The sequence below is a fragment of the Streptomyces sp. CoH27 genome (genome assembly GCF_020181035.1).
Classification (GTDB): Bacteria; Actinomycetota; Actinomycetes; order Streptomycetales; family Streptomycetaceae; genus Streptomyces; species Streptomyces camelliae.
Genome location: NZ_JAIQYY010000016.1, coordinates 153,714 through 172,991, shown reverse-complemented (window position 1 = coordinate 172,991; position 19,278 = coordinate 153,714). Strand labels below are relative to the sequence as shown.

Here is a 19,278-nt window from a genome sequence, read left to right as displayed (position 1 = left end):
ATCACGAAGACCAGGGAAGTTCACCTCCGCCATAACCTCCGTGGCCGCGCTGGCCGTTGTGGCGGGGCTCGCGGTGCGCCCGGGGTCGACCCCGCCCCACGCCAAGCCGGTGGACGATTCCTACCCCTGGTATCAGGACACGGCTGCCGAGCAGTTGCGGCAGGACCAGTGCCTGATGGCCGACGTACTGCGACTGGGCGGGCCGTCGATGGCCGCGACCGCGCAGGACGGCCTCAACCAGCCCGCCGACAAACTCCATGTCCTGGCCAACCGGGACCACTGGGAGAAGACTCCGCTGGCCGTCGCGTACCAGAAGGACCGGGACGCGGCGAGCAAGCAGATGGACGATCTGGCTGCTCAGCGGGAGGGATGGAAGAAGCCTCTCGACGGCCTGGTGACCCCTGGCGGGTTCACGGACGCCGCGTTCCACTGGCCGCCCGACGGTGAGCAGAGCTTCTACAACCAGACCGGTCTGAGCAAGTGGGTCGCCGACCGGTTCTGGATGAACGACTACGACTTCTACCAGGACGACACTCCCAAGTCCGACGACGCGACCCTGAAGGCCGTCGACACCATCGGCAACCCGCTCTACGGCAAGGACCCGGACCCGACCGGAACAACCCAGCAGGAGTGGAACCGGGCGCTGGCCGAGCACAACGCGTTCCAGTGGATGCACGGCGGCCCGGCCACGAACGCGGGCGCGGACGACGCGCGGATCTTCCTGTCCTCCGGTGGTTTCCCGCGTACCGCTCCGCAGCCGGGCACGCCGGAGTACCGCATCGCGGTGGAGGACGTGAAGTCCCGCTTCGCCGCGTGCGGTTGGCGTGACCCGCTGGACCCCGACAGCGTACTCGGGGACGTCACCTCCACCGCGGCCGGCGAGTGGCAGCAGGAGGTCTCCTCCCAGGCCACCCAGCGCAACCAGATCCTGGACGCGAACAAGACCGCCGTCGACGCCCTGGCCAAGGGCGCGAAGGCGCTCAGCGACATGCTGGGGCACTCCTGGGTCGCCGACCACCTCACCCGCTGGCAGGACTACTGGTCCCCGGGCGGCATCGGCTGGATCGGTGACTCCTCGCTGGTGATGAGGGTCGAGGCGGCCAAGGGCAAGTGCCTGGACGTCCAGGGCAGCGGGACGGCCAACGGCACCCCGGTGCAGATCTACACCTGCAACAACAGCGCCGCCCAGGAGTGGAAGCTGTGGGGCTCCTACGACGGCGGCTACTCCCTCTACAACACCAACGCGCGCAAGTGCCTGGACGTCGCGGGCGGCAACAACGCCAACGGCACGAAGATCCAGCTCTGGACGTGCAACGGCAGCGCGCCGCAGCAGTGGCAGTTCGACGTCCGCGCCGCCGGTGAGCTGCGCAACGCCGCCACGAACAAGTGCCTGGACCTGCACACGTTCACCAACGGCAACGACACCCAGCTGTACACGTGCAACGGCACCGACGCGCAGAAGATCCGTATCGTCCCGCAGGGACATGACGGTGACGGCAAGCTGGACTACCCGGACAAGGCCCAATTCACGAAGGCCACTGCCGGTGTCTCAGCCGCGCAGGCGGGCGCGAAGAAGCAGCTCGCCGTGCTCCAGGGCCAGTTGGCGGCGGCGCAGAAGGCCGGGACCAGCTCCGACACCGCGCTTCAGGCCGCGTACGGCATCGCGGACGCGGCTGGTGCGCCGCGGGGTCGTGGCCTGCTGGTGGGCCAGCAGAAGGCGCAGGTGACCCGGGGTGCGGTGGCCGCGCTGACGGCGCTGGAGAAGGCCGGTGAGACGGCCGAGGCCGCGACCCGCGCCTCTGCCGGTGACAGCGCCACCATCGCGCAGCGGGCGCTGGCCCAGGCGGCGCAGGCGAAGGCGGAGTTCCGCAAGGAGGCCGCGAAGGCCGCCGAGGAGCAGGCCAAGGCCGCGGCGGATGCGGCGAAGGTCCATCGTGACAACGCCAAGGCGGACAAGGAGACCGCGGAGTCCAAGCTCGCCGTCGCTCTGAAGGCCGAGGGCGATGCGAAGGCGGCCGCCGCCGACGCCCACGCCAAGCGGCTCGACGCCGAGGCCCAGGAGAAGACCGCCAAGGCCGAGAAGGAGACGGCGGCGGCCAAGCAGGCCGAGGCCGCGGCCGACAAGACCGCCGCCCAGGACCAGGCGGCCAAGGCCAAGGACGCCAAGGACAAGGCCGACGCCGCCGAGAAGACCGCCGAGAGCAAACGCGACGACGCCAACACCGCCCGCGACAAGGCCAAGGCCAAACGCGACGACGCCTGGGACGCCGAGCAGAAGGCCGACGCCGCCCGCGCCAAGGCCGACGCCAAGGACGCCTACGCCGACAAGGTCGACTCCGGGGACGCCGCGACCGCCGCCCGCAACGCCGCCAACGACGCGGACAAGGCCGCCGACGACGCCGAGACCGCGGCGAAGAACGCCCGCGCCGACGCCGACGCCGCCACCCAGGCCGCAGCCGACGCCGACGCAGCCGCCACCCGTGCCGAAGCAGCCGCCAAACGCGCCCGCTCCGACGCCGACGCAGCCCAGGCGGACAAGCTGAAGGCGGACGCGGCGGTCAAGACCGCCACCAGCGCCGCAGCCGACGCCATCAAGGCCTCCCAGGACGCCGCCACCGAAGCCAAGACGGCCGTCAAACTCGCCGACGAGGCCGAAGCGCACGCCAAGGACGCCAAGTCCCAGGCCGACGCGGCCAACACCGAGGCCGGCAAGGCACTCGCAGCCTCGGCGAAGGCGGCGGGCTACGCGCACGTCACCGCCCAGGCCGCCGTGGACGCGGGCAAGGCAGCTGAGCAGGTCGCCAATCCGGCCAACGACGCGATCCAGCTCGGCTCCGCGTACGCCGACACCGACTCCGCCGCAGGCCTGGTCGTCCTGACCGGACAGGCCTCCAAGTCCATCGCCGACCAGCAGCAGGCCGTCGCCGACGCCCACGCCAAGAACGCCCAAGCGGAAGCGGACGCGGCCAAGAACCTCGCCGACCAGGCCAAGGGCGACGCCAAGGAGGCCTACCAGCACGCCGCCAACGCCGCCCAGTACGCCGCCGACGCCCGCACCTACTCCAAGGAGGCACTCGGCTACGCCGCCGACGCCGCCAAGGCCGCAGCAGCCGCATCGGCATCCCTGGCCCGCACCATCGACTACGACAAACAAGCCGCCGACGACGCAGCAGCCGCCGACACCGCCGCCGGCAACGCCGAGGGCTACGCCAAGGACGCCCGCGCCTCAGCCGACGCCGCCGCACTCGACGCCGCCGCCGCCCGCAGCGCAGCCGCCCAGGCCGAACAGGACGCCAAGGACGCCCGCGCCGCCGCCGACCGCGCCGACGCGGCGGCAACCGAGGCCGAACAAGCCGCCAAGGACGCCGCCAAGTACGCCAAGGAAGCCCAAGACGCGGCCGACCGCACCGAACAGGAGGCTGCCAACAAGCAGGTCTCCACGGGTGCCGGTACTGGCACCGGCGGCGTCTTCTACGTCATCGACGAAGTGAAGTCGGAGATTCTCTCCGGGAAGCAGACCAAGAACTGCGCGCTCACTCTCCAAGGCTGCGACGTTGCATACAAGGTCAACGCCAAGCTGGTCGTCGACTTCTACCTGTGCGCCGACGACACCGCCCTCGCCACCGCTGCCGGCTGCCCGAAAGCGGCGTGGCAGTGGCTCGACCGCAAAACGGTGACGGCCGAGGACGTCGACTGGGAGCACCACTTCACCGCTGGTCAAATCACCCGCCTGGGCTGGCAGAACCTCTTCGGTGACACCCTCGGCAGCGTCCTGTACGACGTGATCCTCGGCGACGCCATCAAGTGCTTCCACGGGTCGGCGACGGCGTGCGCCTGGACCGCTGCCATGTTCGTCCCACTTGAGAAGCCTCTGGCCGCGCTCGCCGACGCTGTCAAGGCAGTGGACGCCTCCATGCGTACCGGCATCGGAGTCGCCGACGCACTGAAGGCGCTGCGCACGCTGGACGTCGACGCAGGGGCGCTGGCAGGTATCGAGCGCTCGGCGAACCTCTCCGAGGAGTTGCGGACCGCCTGCCGGACCAACAGCTTCCCCGGCACCACCGAGGTGCTCATGGCGGACGGCTCACACCGGCCCATCAGCCAGGTGGGTGTGGGGGACCGAGTCGAGGCCATGGATCCGGCCACCGGCCAGTTGCAGCCCCGGCAGGTCACCGACACCTTCAAGCACGACACCAAGCGGCTGGTGGACATCACCGTTGCTGACGGGGGGAGGCTGGCCAGCACCACCGGCCACAGGTTCTACGTGGTGGACCGAGGGTGGACGCTGGTTTCCGATCTGCACGTCGGCGACCGCCTGCGCACCCCGGACGGCTCCGTCCACGCGGTGACCGCCCTCCTCGACCGCTCGGGCCTGACTCCGCGCAGGGTCTACGACCTCACGGTCGACGACCTGCACACGTTCTTCGTGCTGGCGGGTGCCACTCCGGTCCTAGTCCACAACTGCAAGGTGGCGTTGGGGTGGCAGAGGGGTGGGAAACTCGACGAGTGGGCCGCACTGCCCGAGAACAAGTTCACCACCTTCTCCAACGTGTCCCCGAGGGACTTCGCCCGTATTGCGGAAATGGCCATCGCAGACCCGAGCGTGACGCTGCACATCAACATGACGGGACTGGCCAACGAGGGAACCTTCATAGAAGCTGCCCAGCGTGGCCTGACGGCCGGTGAGGCCGGACGTGCCACGGACTACGAGATGTCCATGATCGCGAGGGCCCTCGCCAATGGTCAACGCACGTGGGAATCGGTCAAGTTCTATTCCCCGTCGGGTCCAGATGGAGCCATGGTGCTGGATGCCCCGACATCTATGCCGGATCTATCGGTGTTGAAGGGAGACCTTAGCCCTGTGAGGGGTTCGGTCATCGGTTACTGTCACTGCTGAGGAGTCGACCGTGGATACCCACCGGAAAGACCTGTACCCGGACGTGACCGCTGCGGGCGGCCTTGTAGCGGCGATGAAAAAGGCCGCGAACCTGGGAATGGGTGAAATCTGGCCAGTTCCCTCGCCTACCGACGAAATTATCGGTATCGAGACGGCAAGGGGCACCGTGTCAGTCGTTCCCGCGACCGAGGAGCGACTGTTCCGGGTGCGTGTTCATATTCCCGGGATCCTCTGGGACGTTCCCGGGTTCAATTGGGAGATCGGCTCGACGGACGACTTCGGGTTGCTCGTGGAGGCGGTCGTCGCATGGCGGGAAGGCGTACCGCTCGACGAGTTGGCAGCGAGATTCACGTTCCTGGAGCTCGATGAGTTCGCCAGGGCGATCGAGAGGGGAGAGCCCACTTCTTTGCAGTGGGCCGACCTTCTGTCGACCGAATTTCACCGGAGGCAATGGAACCTTCTGCGTCGCCTCCAGGCAGACGAGGTACTACGGCATATGTTCCCGACGATCTCGCACGGTGCCGTCCGCCTGTGTGTGGATCTGTTCGACGGAGCGAGCCGTCAGGTCCTGGTGTACGAGCCGGACGCAGAGCGTTATGAGGTCATCCGCCCCGGGGTACCCGGGGCGGACTGGGTCGAAGTGCCGACCGGTGATCTGATCACCTACCTGCGAGCTGCCCTGGGCCAGGAATGATCTCGGCAGATCGATGAGGTCGAAACCCCGGCAGGTAGTACCTGGCGGGGTTTCTTCATGCTATTTACGCGTATCCCGCCGCCGGTACGCCCGCTGCGGGACGCGGAGTTGAGCCGGGCGGTCGTGGCGGAGAGCGAGGATCACGCCGCCGGCCTGGAGGCCGCAGCTCCGGGCCTGGACGTCGGCCTGGAGCAGATCGTCGTCCAGGCCCACGCCGATCTCGGCTTCCGTCCTTTCCTGCAGGCGCTGAAGGCGTCCCGCATGGAGATCGGGAAGGAACGCTACGACCGGTTCCTCGGCCTGGCCGAGCGGCTGGGATATCCGCTCGCGGTCGTACGGAGCAGGCCGTCACCTGGGCAGACCCCGACCTGGGGTTCCGCCTGTTCCTGCGGGCTCTGACGGAACTGGCCCTGCCCCTCACCGAGGAGCAGTACGCCCAGTGCGAGGCCATCGCTCAGCGGTTCGGATACGGCGAGTTCCACCTCCTCCAGGCCGAGCAACTGATCCGGCGGAGCTGAACGGCTGGATCATGGAGTTCCCGTATGCCAAGTCGCCGACGGGACTCGTCCGGTTCGAACACGGCTACGTCAAGGGTGGGAGCGAATGTGGCATGACTGACGGGAACCCTGAACACCTCTTCATCCGCGCGGGAGCCGGCCGGTCCCTGACCGAGTGGGCACAGTCCTTCGCCGACGGCGGCTTCGCGTCCCGGCCGGCGTTGCGCAAGCACGTCAAGCGGGGACTGGAGATCGCCCGGAGGGCGGCGAGGTTTCTCGGCCCCCGTTGGGTGGTGCGCTACTGGGACGAACAGCACCAGGACGAGAAGTTCGTTTGCTGGGGTTGCGACCGGTTCCACTGGACGGCCGACACTCACGCCAACCCGCCGCACCCGCTCGACATCACCGTGGAGGGTGAAGCGGGGATGGACCCCTTGCGTGCCGAGGCGTCCGGGTACTTCGCCCCCGACGACCCCGCCGCCGGCCTGCATCTCCCCGACGACCTCGTCACCGCCTTCAAGGCATGGGTACGGCAGATCGACAAGACGTTGGAACTGGACCTTCCATACCAGGAGGAGGACAGGCACGACGACGAATGGCAGCGCCTCTTCCGCGAGGGGAGGGACCTTTCGGAACAGCTCGCCCGCGAGCTGGGCCCGGCCCGTACCGTCACCTACAAGGGACTGGCCAACGGCGGGCCGGCCACACTCACGTCGGAGACCTGGCAGGGCGACCGGCAGGTGAAGCCTCGCTGACGGCCGCGGTCAAGATCCTGATCCGCCGTCGCTCGTGCGGGACTGTCTCGACGACCGACCGGACCGACAGACAAGGGCTGGCCTAGAACCTCGGCCCGTTCCTGGACCGCTGCGCCCTCGTGGTGCGGCGGTCCTTCGCGTTCCAGCAGGCCTTGTGCCAGTGGCGGCGGTCGTCGACGCCCGCATGTTCCGGCCAGGCCACCACGTGCGGGACGCCGGAGGGGATCAGCTGGTCGCAGCCGGGGCAGCGGTAGGTCTTGCCCTGCGCGCTCGCCCCGGCGACATGGCGCACGCTCCAGTCCTCGCCCTGCCAGCTCTCGGACGACTGCCAGCCGCCGTACCGGCCGGCGCTGTCGTCCTCGGCGCTCCGGCCCGACGATCCGGCTGCCTTCGGTCGGTTGCGACGCGGGGACACGGGACACCTCTCGGGGCTATACAGGAAACACGGGCTTCGTCCAGCGTACGCGCCGCAAGGCGGGGTACGCGAAGGGCACAAACTCGCCCAAGTCCCCCTCCGGGGCCCTTCATTCTGAAGACAATCCGCAAATCTCTCCGCCAGGCCGTGTCCTGGGCACGTGTCAGACGGTTATGCCGAGTGGGGGAGCTCCGAGCCGGAGCCAAGGAAGCAGGAAATGCGATGTACGTAGGAAGCTTTGTGCTGGGCGCCCAGTTCCCGGGCCAGGGTCCGGGAGAAGCCCTGCACCGGGCGGTCCGCTCCGCGGAGGTCGCCGAGGAGGCCGGGCTGGACGCGGTCTGGCTGGCCGAGCACCACTTCGTGCCGTACGGCACGTGCCCGTCCGCGGTCACGCTGGCCGCGTATCTGCTCGGCCGTACCCAACGTGTCCGCGTCGGTACGGCAGTCAGCGTACTGCCCACCGCGCACCCGGTGGCCCTCGGCGAGCAGGCCGCGCTGCTGCATCTGACGAGCGGCGGCCGGTTCACGCTGGGCGTGGGCCGCGGTGGGCCCTGGGTGGATCTGGAGGTGTTCGGCGCGGGACTCCAGGCGTACGAACACGGTTTCCCGGAGTCACTCGATCTGCTGCTGCGCTGGCTCCGGGAGCCCCGCGTGGGGGCCGACGGGGAGCGGTTCCGGTTTCGCGAGGTGCCGGTCGTACCCCGCCCCGCGGACGGTCTGACGGAGACGCCCGGGCCCGAGGTCGTCGTCGCCTGCACCTCCCCGGCGAGCGTACGGCTGGCCGCCGAGCGCGGGCTGCCGATGCTGCTCGGCATGCACGTCGGGGACGAGGAGAAGGCCGAGATGGTCGCCATGTGGCGGCGCTACGCCCTCGCGGCGGGCCGGCCGGGCGAGGAGATCGTGGACGCCGCCCATGTCTCGGCCGGGGTGTGCCAGCTCGCGGACCGGCGCACGGACGCGGTGGAGACCCTGCTGAAGGCGATGCCGGGCTGGCTGAAGCAGGGCCTGGAAGCGCATGTGACGGTCGACGGCCGGGTGCGCGCGATGCGCGATCCGCACGCCTACACCGAGCTGCTCTGCGGGCTGCACCCGGTGGGCACGCCGCGGCTGGCCGCCGACCGGCTCGCGGCCACCTCCGAGCGCACCGGAATCTCCCGTTTCGCCCTCCTCGTGGAAGGCTCGGGCGATCTCGCCGCGACCGAGGAGAACCTCCGGCGGCTGGGCGCCGAGGTGCTGCCTCAGCTGCGCTGACCCGGCCGGCCCGCGCGCAAGCCACCTGGGGGGCTTGCCGCCCCAGCACTGAATGCACCTCCCGCGAGTGGAGCGGCAAGCAAGCGCCTCACTTGCTCCCGTAGGGTCAGCAGTCCCGAAGCTCCGGCGACTGGTTCAGCAACTGGCTGCGCACCGACGTGAAGCGGGCCAGCGTCTCGTCCGCGGCCGGGTCCAGCGGGAACACCGCGACCCGGTGGCAGTTCTGGAAGGCGAGACGCACACCGAAGTGCCGCTGCAGCGCGCCGCGAATGGCGTCACTCGCGAGCGCACGCAACAGCTGACCGCGTGCCTGCTCGTCCGGCGGGGGCGTCAGGTTGTCGGCGAACGGACCGCCGTCGACCTTCAGCCGCGCCACCAGGGAGCTGATCATCTCCCATGCGTAAGGCAGGGAGGTCCGGACGCAGTCGACGAATTCAGCTTCGTCGACCTCGCCTCGCTCGGCCTGTTCGAGTAGGGCCGGTGAGACGTCGAGCGACATGGGTTCTCCTCTCGCACCCCCGCGGGGAGCAGGGGTTGCCGGACAGGTAAGGGAGTTCGCGATGTCGAACACGCTCAGTACATACGCCGCGACCTCACGTTCCCTACGGTAGGCAACCGTCGGTGACCACACCAGCAGAATGCGTATATGGAACGGTCCGCTCTGAAACACAATCGGCCATGGATCGACCAGGGATGAACAAGAGTTTCCAGGGACAATTGGGGCGATACACAGGGAGCAGGACGGGCGCATCGCATGCACCGGCGCGCGTCGAGTAGCGTTGCCGACCATGCGTCTCGTCATTGCCCGATGCTCGGTCGACTACGCCGGCCGGCTCACCGCCCACCTGCCCTCGGCACCCCGCCTGATCCTGGTCAAGGCGGACGGCAGCGTCTCCATCCACGCGGACGACCGGGCCTACAAGCCCCTCAACTGGATGTCGCCGCCCTGCACACTGAAGGAAGGCAGCGACGAGGACGAGGGCGTCTGGACGGTCGTCAACAAAGCGGGCGAGAAACTGATCATCACGATGGAGGAGATCCTCCACGACTCCTCGCACGAACTCGGCGTGGATCCGGGTCTGATCAAGGACGGCGTGGAAGCACACTTGCAGGAGCTGCTCGCCGACCGCATCGAGACGCTCGGCGAGGGCTACACGCTGATCCGCCGCGAGTACATGACGGCCATCGGCCCGGTGGACATCCTGTGCCGGGACGCGGACGGCCAGACGGTGGCGGTGGAGATCAAGCGCCGGGGCGAGATCGACGGCGTGGAGCAACTCACCCGCTACCTCGACCTGTTGAACCGCGACCCCCACCTCGCCCCGGTCCGTGGCGTCTTCGCCGCCCAGGAGATCAAGCCCCAGGCCCGCGTCCTCGCCACCGACCGCGGCATCGACTGCCAGATCCTGGACTACAACGCGCTGCGGGGCATCGAGGACGACAAGCTCCGCCTCTTCTAGCGGGTCGTGTCCTCCGCCGCCCCCTTCGTTCGGACGAAGGCGGGCGGCGGAGGAGCGTCAGGCCACTGTGGGAGAGGACTGCGGCGCGCTCTGGGAAGCCGGTGCGCTGCTCGTCGCGGTGCCGGCCGTCGTGCCCGTGGAGCCCCCCGTGCCGGTGCTGCCGGTGGAGCCGCCCGTCGAGGTACCGCCGGTGCCCCCGGTCGTGCCGGTGCCGCCGGTCGAGCTCCCTCCGCCGGTCGTCGTGGAGCCGCCGGTGGAGCCTGTGCCCCCGCCCGTCGAGGTACCCCCGGTGCCCCCGGTCGTGCCGGTGCCGCCGGTCGAGCTCCCTCCGCCGGTCGTCGTGGAGCCGCCGGTGGAGCCTGTGCCCCCGCCCGTCGAGGTACCGCCGGTGCCCCCGGTCGTGCCGGTGCCGCCGGTCGAGCCACCCGTCGAGGTACCGCCGGTGCTCCCGCCCGTACCGCTGCCACCCGTCGAGCCGCCGCTCGAACCGGACGACCCCGAGGGCTTGGTCGGCGAGGGCGACGTCGTGCCGGAGCCGGTCGGGCTGATGCTCTCCGACGGGCGTGCCGGGTCCGTCGACGGGGTCGAGCCGCCCGGCGTGCCGCCCGTGCCCCCGGCCCTCGGCCGGCCGGTCGCCCCGCCCGTCGTGCCGCCGGTGCTCTGGTTCGGGTCCGCGCCCAGGGTGCCGTCGCCCGTGCCCTGGCTGACCGAGGGGTTGACGTCGACCTTGCCGGCGGGGTTCTTGCCGTCGTTCTCGTGGGACGTCATGCCCAGCGTCACCACCGTGCCGAGGACGGCCGCCAGCAGCGCCCCCGAACCGGCCGCCACCATGTTGCGGCGGGCCAGCCGGCGGATGCCGCCGCCCTGCGCCGCGGCGGCCGGGATCCGCTGGGTCACCAGTGCCTCGCCCAGCGGAGCGTACGGCGGCGGGGCCGACTCCTCGTGCCGTATCTCCGGCAGCTCCTCCCCCGCCGTCACTGTGACCCCGGGCAGCTCGCCGGAGCGGTCGGCGACCAGCGCGAGCGCCCGGCGCCCGGCGACGGTGCCCCGCTTGTCGGCGAGCGCCCCGCGCAGCCCGATGGACGCCTCCAGCTCCGCGCGGGCCCGGTCCAGCTGGTCGGTGCACAGCGCCAGGACACCCAACTCGTGGTGGAAATATGCCTGTTCGTGGACCTCGCCGGTCTGCCGGGAGGCCTCCGCGCCGGAGCGCAGCGCACGCTCCCACGCACCCCAGTGGAGTCCCGCGGCGAAGGCGGGCGCGGCCGTACGGGCCAGTCGTACGGCGATGCTCTCCTCGCCGTCAGCCGGAACCGACGTCTGCGGGACCACGGCGGCCAGCGCGGCCAGCACCGCGTCCGCCTCCGCGCTCACCCGCTCGGGGGTCACCGAGGGGTGCCCGGACCACCAGGCGTAGTGCTCGGCCGCGGCGCGCGCCTGGGCCGGGGCGTCGTCGGCGTACCCGGCGGCCTCCAGCTGGGTCTGCACCCCGGTCGCGAGCCGGTAGCGGGAGCCGACCGGCGAGACCAGCCCGCAGCCCGCCAGCTCGCCGAGCGCGGCGTCGGCGTGGGTGTCACCGACCAGCGCCGGCAGATGCGCCTGGTGCGGCACCTCACCGCCGAGGGCGACCGCGAAGCGCAGGGTGGCACGGGCGGAGGCGCTGAGCCGGGAGGCGAGCAGCGGGGCGGGCGCGGCGGCCTCGCCGAGGGACGGCAGGGGGACGTCGTCCTCCGGCACCAGGGGGATCTCCACCGGCGGGGGTACGTCCTCGAAGACGCCGTACTCGTCCACGGCGCCCGCGCCGGCCCGCAGCTCGTCGCGCTGCCGGAGCAGGGCGCCGGCCTGGACGAAGCGCAGGGGCAGGCCCTCGGACTCGAACCACAGGTCGCCCGCCCAGTTGGCCTCCTCCTCGGTGAGGACGCGGCCGACGGTCCGCTCCAGGATCTCCACGCCGCCGGCCCGGTCGAGGCCGCCGAGGAAGACCTCCTCGACGGCGGACTGGGCGGCCGGCGCGGGCACCTCGGGAGTGGCGCCGATCAGGAACGCGCACTCGCGGGCGACGTCGAGGAGTTCGTCCAGGGCGGCGCCGCCGAACTCGATGTCGTCCAGGACGACGACCGCGCCGATCTCGGCGACGAGCGCGTGCAGCTCCTCCCGTGCGGGGCGGTGGCCGGGGGCGTCGTAGACGGCGTGGAAGAGGTCGTGCAGCAGGTCGCCGGCGGTGCGGTGGAAGCCGGAGAGCCGGACCACGCCGTCGGGGGCGAGGTCCTCGCAGTCCTCGGCGACCAGGTCGAGCAGGGCGGTGCGGCCGGAGCCGCCGGGGCCGGTGAGCCGTACGGAGCGGCCCCGGGCCAGCAGCCGGACCAGGCGCTCGCGTTCGTCCTGGCGCTCCAGCAGGGACGGCGCGGGCTGGGCGGGGCCGGCCGGCGCGGGAGGCCTGGCGGCCCGCTCGGTCTCGGCGCGCTCGGCGGCCGTCCGCTTACGGGGACCGCCGGGCCGCTCGGCCGGCGGGCAGGGCTCTATCTCGCTGCCGTCGACCGGGTTGACGGTGAGCAGCAGATCACCGGCGACGAGCCGCGCCGTGCGGGCGAGCGCGGGCGCGCCCGGGCCGAAGTCGGAGGTGAGGGATTCCCGGGGCGGGCGGCGGCCGGACGTGTGGCCGTGCCCTTCGGGTCCCTGATCGATCGGGTCGATGGGTTCCCTGGGTTCCATGGGTTCAAGCCCCCCAAAAGCGTCGTGTGCCCGTGACTGAAGGCCCCTCCCCCGGCCTTGTCGCACACGCGCTGTCGCTTCTGGTCCGGGCCCGCTCGGTCGAGGGTTGCGAGGCAGCGGGCGACCGAACCCTAAACCTTGGCTCAGTATCTCCGACAGGGTGGGGTGCCGTGCGGCCCGAGACGTCACGGTCCGGTGTGGATTGCCCTTGGCCTGTCCCGCCCTGCGCACGGATCCCGCCCGCACGGCGGATCACACGCGGGGCAGTTCACACGCGGGGCAGTGACTCCAGTCCGATGCCCCCCTCGATGGCCAGGATGCGGTGCAGCCGGGTGGCCACCAGCAGGCGCTGCATCTGCGGCGGGACACCGCGCAGCACCAGACGGCGCCCGCAGCGGCCGGCCCGCCGATGGGCACCCATGATCACCCCGAGTCCGGTGGCGTCCCAGGAGTCCAGTTCGGACAGGTCGAGCACCAGGTCGCCGACGCCGTGATCGACTGCCGAGTGCAGGGCCGTACGGGCGTCCGCCGCGCTGCGGACGTCGAGGCGGCCCCCGACGACCAGCTCGGCATGGTCGCCCCTGATGTGCATATGCGCTCCCCGTTGAGTGCGGTTGGCGTACTCGTTGTTGACTGTGCGAGTGGCGGTGCGGTTGCTGCTTGTAAGCGAACCGATACCGAATTCACCCCGGGGAGTGATACTCCCGGGGGTGAGTTCCGGCGGATTTCCGTACAGAGGGTGCTCAGTACTTGTAGAAGCCCTGCCCGCTCTTGCGGCCGATGTCACCGGCATCCACCATCCGGCGCATCAGCTCCGGCGGGGCGAACTTCTCGTCCTGGGACTCCGTGTAGATGTTGCCGGTGGCGTGCAGCAGGATGTCGACGCCGGTGAGGTCGGCGGTGGCGAGCGGGCCCATGGCGTGGCCGAAGCCCAGCTTGCAGGCGAGGTCGATGTCCTCGGCCGTCGCGACCCCGGACTCGTAGAGCTTGGTGGCCTCGACGACGAGCGCGGAGATGAGCCGGGTGGTGACGAACCCGGCGACGTCCCGGTTGACGACGATGCAGGTCTTGCCGACGGACTCGGCGAACTCCCGCGCGGTGGCGAGGGTTTCGTCGCTGGTCTTGTACCCGCGGACCAGCTCGACGAGCTGCATCATCGGCACCGGCGAGAAGAAGTGGACGCCGACGACGCGCTCGGGGTGCTCGGTGGCCGCCGCGATCTTGGTGATCGGGATGGCGGAGGTGTTGGAGGCGAGCACGGCCTCCGGGCGCACGATCTTGTCGAGCGCGCGGAAGATCTCGTGCTTGACCTCCAGCTTCTCGAAGACGGCCTCGACGACGATGTCGGCGTCGGCGGCGGCGTCCAGCTCGGTGGTCGGGGTGATGCGACCGAGGGCGGCCTCGGCGTCCGCCGCCGCCAGCTTCCCCTTGCTCACGAACTTGTCGTACGAGGCCTTGATGCCGTCGGTGCCACGCTTCAGTGCCTCGTCGGTGACATCGCGCATGACGACGTCCCAGCCCGCCTGCGCGGCGACCTGAGCGATGCCGGATCCCATGAGACCGGCTCCGATGACGGCGAGCTTCCGTGCCACTGACGACTCCCTTGAAAGCGCTCCAAGTCTGCTTCTCCGGCGGACCATAGCGCTCTGGAGCCGCTGTGTGACTGGTTAGTAACGCGCGTCACGTCTCAATGGGCGGACATCACACCGGCAGCGGTACGCGGCACCCGAGCGGGCCCGTCGTACCCAGAAGCGGCTTTGCTCCTCAATGAGTTGCATCACAGGCGGTTTGCGCCCCGCGCACCGGGTGGCGCGAGGTAGCGAGGCCCGGCTCTTTCGCGGCATTGTTCCGTAACCCTCCGATCACGTGGCGTGGTGGGCCATAGCCGGGTCATCCTGACCTCCCCCTCCTCATGGAGCCTCAACAATGCTCTTCAGGTGGGCAGTTGGACTCTGTTCTGCTCACGGAATCGATGTGTGATGTCGAGTAAGAAGGTGGTGACCGTCGCCGTCCTGGTGACGGTCCTCGCATGGAGCACGGTGATGGCCGTGCTGGGACAGGTCGCCGCCGTGGCCACCCTGCTCCCGTCCCTGGGCCTGCTCGTGCAGCAGATCGTCCAGGCCCTGACCGGCCCCGAGGGCTCGCGTACGCCCGCCGGGACCGGCGGATCCCACACGCCCGGCGGCCCCGACCCCGCCGCCGGCGACGGTACGGAGCCGCCCCGATGACCCGGGCGACCCGTACCGAACAGCCGCCCGCGGGGCGGACCGCCGGCCGGCGGGGCCGCAAGCCGGGCCCCATCTCCGAGACCGCCGGCCGCACGCACCGGGCGTGGCTGGAGCCGGTGCGCGACGCCGTCTTCTCCCGCGGTCTGACCCTGGACGACGTCGCGGACCGCTCCGGCTTCTCCAAGACACGGATCAGCGAACTCCTGCGCGGCAACGGCTACTACCCCGCCTGGGAGATCACCTTCAGCGTGATTCGCACGCTCGGCCTGCCGGTTCAGCCGATGCGGCGCCTGTGGAGCGCGGCGGCGCGCGAAGCGGGCAAGGACCCCGGATGGATCCGGCAGTGCCTCCAGCAGGTCGCCTGCGAGCCGGAGACCCCGCCCCTGCCCTACCAGGCCTTCACCGAGAGCGTGCGCGCCGCCTACGCCTCCTACGCGCGCGCGTTCCTCCAGACCGACGACCGCGCCCGCAGCGCGGTCGCCGAGACCTTCGACGTGCTCTGGCTGTCCTGGGGGACCGCGACCGGCGAGGAGAACCTCCGCCGCCACGCCTGGCGTCTGCTGCGCGCCCGCGTCCTGGCCGGCGCCGCCCGCCGCGACGGTCACCCGGACCTGCGGCCCGCCGTCTTCTCCACCGGCGAGGTCCACGAGAGCGTCCCGGGCCACTTCGTCGTCCTGCCCGACCTGGTGGACCTCTTCGACGCCATCGCCCGCCTGCCCCTCGACCAGATGGACGTCGTGGTGCTCGCCCGGCTGTGCGGCCTCGACCTCGCGGAAACGATCCCGTACGTCACCGGCCAGACCCCGGCCTTCTGCCGCTCCCTCGCCCACCTGCTCCACTCCTTCTGGACGGAAACGGCACGCTGATCATGATCCCGTTCGATACGCTGCGTGTTCATATCGCTACACGTGAGTTTCGGGGGTGTGCCATGCCGGCGCGAAGGGTGGTCACCGGCCGCAGCCAGGAGCCCAGGCGGCGTTACGCGGAGGAGCTCCGCCGGCTGCGCACGGCACGGGGCTTGAGCCTGCGGGCGCTGGCGGAGGCGGTGGGCTGGGATCCGTCGCTCTTCGCGAAGCTGGAGAGCGGGGAGACGCTGGGGAGCCCGGAGGTGGCGGAGGCGCTGGATCAGTTCTATGGCACGCCTGGGTTGTTGCTGGCGATGTGGGAGATGGCGCTGGGGGATCCGGCGCAGTTCAAGCAGCAGTACAGGCGGTACATGATGCTGGAAGCGGAGGCGATGAGTCTCTGGCACTTCGGGGTGAGCATCCTTCCGGGCCTGTTGCAGACGGATGCCTACGCACGCGAGGTGCTCACCCTCGGTGGCTACAAGGACGAGGAACTGGACCAGCAGGTGGCGGCTCGCAGCGGCCGGCGGATGCTGCTGGAGGGCAAAAACGCGCCGCCCTTCCGCGCGCTCATCGCCGAGACGGTGCTGCGCACGCCGCTGCGTGACGCGGGTGCGTGGCGGGAGCAGTTGGAGTATCTCCTGGAGGCGTCGGAGCGCCCGAACATCACGTTGCAGGTGCTGCCGAACAGCGCCGGTATGCATGGCTTGGTCAGTACCGCCGTCATGTTCCTTCGGCTGACGGACGGCACTACGGTGGCGTACACGGAGAACGCGCACCGAGGCGAACTGATCGAAGAAAACGCCGCAGTTGAGAAGCTGCAACGTGCGTACGATGCGATGCGCGACCAGGCGTTGAACCCGGCCGAGTCGCGGAAGTTCATCCTGCGGATGTTGGAGGAAGTGCCGTGCGATCCATCGACCTGAGCGGCGTGACCTGGCGCAAGAGCAGCTACAGCAACCCCGACGGCGGCGAGTGCCTCGAAGTCTCCGACGACCTGCTGGCCACCGCCCACTGGCGCAAGAGCAGCTACAGCAACCCCGACGGCGGCGCCTGCCTCGAAGTCTCCGACACCATCCCCTCCGCCGTCCCCGTCCGTGACAGCAAGGCCCCCGACCGCCCCGCTCTCCTCTTCGCCCCCGCCCCCTGGACGGCGTTCGTCGCCGCCGTCCAGAGCGGAACGTTCCACTAAGTCTGCTTGGGCGAGTCGGATGCGCGCTTCGCGTACGTGAGGACCCGGTCGCCCTCCTGCTCGGGCGGGTGCTGTGCGATGCCACGGTCTTCGTCTTCCAGGCGGTGCTGCTGGTGCTGGCCGCGCTGGTGATGGGCCTGCGCGCACCCCTGGCCGGCATCCTGATCGGCTTCGCCTTCGTCACCCTGCTGGCCCTCTCCCTGGCCTCGCTGTCGTCCGCGCTGGGGATGACGGTCCGCACCGTTCCTAGGGACTGAGCGGGAGTGAGTCCTGTTGCCAGGACTCGTGCTCAGCCGGACGTCCCGAACGGTGTTGGGCGTCCTGGTCCACCGCGTTCGCTCCGCGTCCGGCGCGCACGGATCGTGTCCGTGGTCCGGGGACGCGGGGGCGGTTTCCCTCACGCCCTGGGAAACCCGGTCTGGCCTGGACGGTCCGATGCCCTGCACGATCACTCCGGTCGTGCAGGGGCGGTGCCGTCCGTCGCCGGATCGGGTGCCCCAGGGCGCGCCTGCCGATCGCCACGGCGGCAGCGTCGTGGCGGGTGGTCTTGCGAGTATTGGTGGTGAGAGGTTTCTGCCAGTGCTGGGCGCCCCACTTGGAGGTGTAGGCGGGGTCGACGGCGATCACGGGGATGCCGAGTTCGGCCGCCATGGACACCAGCCGGGCCCGAAGCCTGGACACCGGCATGCCGGAGATCAGCTTGCGGAACTTCTTGCGGCGGCCGTGCTTCTCGCGGGTCTTCTCCGCCTGGAAGTCGAGGTCCTCGACCGCGATGGACAGCCCGTGGCGTTTGGCCCAGTGCAGCAGCCGGATCAGGGCGTGGCGGACCTGGGCGTCGCGATGGGCTGCGGTGCCGGACAGGTCGAAGAAGAACCGGTGGGGCTCGCCGACGGGGTTGCCGTGGGTGTCGAGGCGCCAGGCGGCGAGGTGGTCGGCGTTGGTGTCCACGCCGACCAGCCCGTTCGCGCGGGCCGCCGCCAGGGGGACGGTCTTGACCGGGGGAATCGTCCACGACGCGGTCAGGTACCAGCGGCCGCGCGTCGTGTCTTCGTGGATGCGGTAGGCGACCGCCCGGTTCGCTGCGACGCGGTCGGCCCACTGCTCACCCCGGTGTGCGAACGCCACCCTCGCGGCGAGCACGTACCGCCCGTGCGGGGCGTTGGCCAGGTGCGCCAAAGGGGCCGGGAGCTTGATGCCCACCTCGCCGTCGGGGGTGACACGGATGGTCTCGTTGCCGAACCGCTTGCCGGACTCGCCGTCCGCCGCGAGGAAGCGGCGCTCGGCCTGCCACCGCGCACGCCACCGCTCCTCGCTGAGATCGGCGGCTTCCAGGTGGTGGCGGGTGTTCAGCAGCCTCTTCCCGCCGCGCACCACCCGCACGACCCCGGCCCGCCACTCCGCCCGCGCGGCAGCCAGCCGGTCGGCCAGCACGTGCAGGCGGCGCGCTTTGGCGTGCCACTCCCGCCTGCTGCGGTAACCGCCCGGCGCCTTCTTCGAGCCCTTCTCCCCGACCGGCAAGGAGAGGCGGTGCTTGATCGTGGCGATCCCGGCTTCCAGGCTGTGGATGTGGGCGAGCCGACCACGCCGGGCGAGCGCCCACTGATCGTGGGAGGCCTTCGTGATCGACCCGGCCCACCGGGAGGAGGACTCCCGCGTCAGCACACGCTTACGCTCGGCCCACCGCTCGCTGTCATGGTCCAGCCCCGCCGCGCACCGCGCTTTGAGGTCGCGGCAGGCGAGGATCCCGAGCAGATCACCGACCAGGCGCAATACCTCCTCGTCCTCGGCGGTCAGGTCCTTGAGCCGGGTGCGGACCGCCACCCCGGAGGGCCCCAGGACGACGAACGGCGCCGCCATCTCCCGCAGTCCGCCCATGCCCTCACCCCCGTCCCCGCGTCAGTCGAACATCCCGTCACCACACCCAACGACCGCCACCGGCAGAGGTTACGCATTCGATGGGCGAACACACATTCAACTTCAGGGATTGCGAGTCCCGCGGCCAGGGCGCTCACTCATGCACCCCAGAACGTGCTCATCCGCAGTCGGCGGACAGCAGTTCCCAACCCCGCAGGAGCCCGCTGATCAACATGGTGTCGATGCCGTCGATGCTGCTTTCCGGCCTGATGCTCCCGATGACCCTGGCCCCCGGCTGGCTGGACGTGCTCTCGCACTTCGTGCCGTTCCGCTATCTGGTCGACGCGGTACGCGACGCGTACGTGGGCCACTACGCCACCGCGCACATGCTCTACGGCGTCCTCGTCGCCGTCGGCTTCGCGGCGCTCGCGGTGACGGTGGGCACACGGGTCTTCCGGACGGCCGGAGCGTAACTAGGCTG

General features: G+C 70.5%; 16 protein-coding genes and 2 pseudogenes. 12 read left to right on the top strand and 6 right to left on the bottom strand.

Features of this window, described 5'->3' with window-relative positions:
- The first annotated feature begins 175 nt into the window (after window positions 1–175).
- From LE548_RS26970 to LE548_RS26955, 4 genes are all read left to right on the top strand, one after another.
- Window positions 176–4,897: an RICIN domain-containing protein gene (locus LE548_RS26970; RefSeq protein ID WP_374116180.1), complete on the top strand. Its 4,722-nt coding sequence runs from the start codon at window positions 176–178 to the stop codon at window positions 4,895–4,897.
- A gap of 10 nt (window positions 4,898–4,907) precedes the next feature.
- Complete coding sequence (locus LE548_RS26965) at window positions 4,908–5,591, top strand: hypothetical protein (protein ID WP_225099544.1); 684 nt, start codon at window positions 4,908–4,910, stop codon at window positions 5,589–5,591.
- 57 nt (window positions 5,592–5,648) lie between these two features.
- Complete coding sequence (locus LE548_RS26960; RefSeq protein ID WP_225099543.1) at window positions 5,649–5,990, top strand: hypothetical protein; 342 nt, start codon at window positions 5,649–5,651, stop codon at window positions 5,988–5,990.
- A gap of 211 nt (window positions 5,991–6,201) precedes the next feature.
- Window positions 6,202–6,843, top strand: a complete 642-nt coding sequence (locus tag LE548_RS26955; protein ID WP_225099542.1) for a hypothetical protein — start codon at window positions 6,202–6,204, stop codon at window positions 6,841–6,843.
- Between the two features lie 82 nt (window positions 6,844–6,925).
- On the opposite strand, the gene LE548_RS26950 is transcribed toward LE548_RS26955, so the two are convergent.
- On the bottom strand, window positions 6,926–7,258 hold the full coding sequence (locus tag LE548_RS26950) for an ATP/GTP-binding protein (protein ID WP_225099541.1): 333 nt from the start codon (window positions 7,256–7,258) through the stop codon (window positions 6,926–6,928).
- 222 nt (window positions 7,259–7,480) lie between these two features.
- Between LE548_RS26950 and LE548_RS26945 the strand changes: the two genes are divergently transcribed.
- Window positions 7,481–8,509, top strand: a complete 1,029-nt coding sequence (locus tag LE548_RS26945) for an LLM class flavin-dependent oxidoreductase (protein WP_225099540.1) — start codon at window positions 7,481–7,483, stop codon at window positions 8,507–8,509.
- A 106-nt stretch (window positions 8,510–8,615) separates the two neighbouring features.
- Here the strand turns inward: LE548_RS26945 and LE548_RS26940 are convergent, their stop codons facing one another.
- Window positions 8,616–9,008 (bottom strand): SCO5389 family protein, encoded by a 393-nt coding sequence (locus tag LE548_RS26940; protein ID WP_225099539.1) that lies wholly within the window; start codon window positions 9,006–9,008, stop codon window positions 8,616–8,618.
- Between the two features lie 289 nt (window positions 9,009–9,297).
- Between LE548_RS26940 and nucS the strand changes: the two genes are divergently transcribed.
- Window positions 9,298–9,969 carry an endonuclease NucS gene (gene nucS / locus LE548_RS26935; RefSeq protein ID WP_225099538.1) on the top strand — a complete coding sequence of 224 codons (672 nt, stop codon included), beginning with the start codon at window positions 9,298–9,300 and terminating at the stop codon, window positions 9,967–9,969.
- A 57-nt stretch (window positions 9,970–10,026) separates the two neighbouring features.
- Here nucS and LE548_RS26930 read toward each other — a convergent pair whose 3' ends face one another.
- From LE548_RS26930 to LE548_RS26920, 3 genes are all read right to left on the bottom strand, one after another.
- Complete coding sequence (locus LE548_RS26930; RefSeq protein WP_225099537.1) at window positions 10,027–12,678, bottom strand: ATP-binding protein; 2,652 nt, start codon at window positions 12,676–12,678, stop codon at window positions 10,027–10,029.
- 268 nt (window positions 12,679–12,946) lie between these two features.
- Entirely contained in the window at window positions 12,947–13,270 is a 324-nt protein-coding gene (locus LE548_RS26925) for an STAS domain-containing protein (RefSeq protein WP_225099536.1), read from the bottom strand.
- Window positions 13,271–13,421: 151 nt separating this feature from the next.
- Window positions 13,422–14,270 carry a 3-hydroxyacyl-CoA dehydrogenase family protein gene (locus LE548_RS26920; RefSeq protein WP_225099535.1) on the bottom strand — a complete coding sequence of 283 codons (849 nt, stop codon included), beginning with the start codon at window positions 14,268–14,270 and terminating at the stop codon, window positions 13,422–13,424.
- Window positions 14,271–14,657: 387 nt separating this feature from the next.
- On the opposite strand from LE548_RS26920, the gene LE548_RS26915 reads away from it, so the two are divergent.
- The 5 genes and pseudogenes from LE548_RS26915 to LE548_RS26895 all read left to right on the top strand — a co-directional run.
- The gene (locus tag LE548_RS26915) at window positions 14,658–14,906 is read left to right on the top strand and encodes a hypothetical protein (RefSeq protein ID WP_225099534.1); all 249 of its coding nucleotides are present in this window, start codon (window positions 14,658–14,660) and stop codon (window positions 14,904–14,906) included.
- Entirely contained in the window at window positions 14,903–15,772 is an 870-nt protein-coding gene (locus LE548_RS26910) for an XRE family transcriptional regulator (RefSeq protein WP_225099533.1), read from the top strand. The genes LE548_RS26915 and LE548_RS26910 overlap by 4 nt, the downstream gene beginning before the upstream one ends.
- A gap of 62 nt (window positions 15,773–15,834) precedes the next feature.
- A complete protein-coding gene (locus LE548_RS26905; protein WP_225099596.1) occupies window positions 15,835–16,677 on the top strand; it encodes a helix-turn-helix transcriptional regulator in 843 nt (280 codons plus the stop codon).
- On the top strand, window positions 16,659–16,943 hold the full coding sequence (locus LE548_RS26900; protein ID WP_225099532.1) for a DUF397 domain-containing protein: 285 nt from the start codon (window positions 16,659–16,661) through the stop codon (window positions 16,941–16,943). The genes LE548_RS26905 and LE548_RS26900 overlap by 19 nt, the downstream gene beginning before the upstream one ends.
- A gap of 44 nt (window positions 16,944–16,987) precedes the next feature.
- Window positions 16,988–17,185, top strand: a pseudogene (locus LE548_RS26895) (ABC transporter permease); the annotation flags it as partial.
- Between the two features lie 4 nt (window positions 17,186–17,189).
- On the opposite strand, the gene LE548_RS26890 reads toward LE548_RS26895, so the two are convergent.
- Window positions 17,190–18,818: an IS200/IS605 family accessory protein TnpB-related protein gene (locus tag LE548_RS26890; protein WP_225099531.1), complete on the bottom strand. Its 1,629-nt coding sequence runs from the start codon at window positions 18,816–18,818 to the stop codon at window positions 17,190–17,192.
- Window positions 18,819–19,018: 200 nt separating this feature from the next.
- Here LE548_RS26890 and LE548_RS26885 point away from each other — a divergent pair.
- A pseudogene (locus tag LE548_RS26885) lies at window positions 19,019–19,270 on the top strand (ABC transporter permease); the annotation flags it as partial.
- Between the last annotated feature and the right edge of the window lie 8 nt (window positions 19,271–19,278).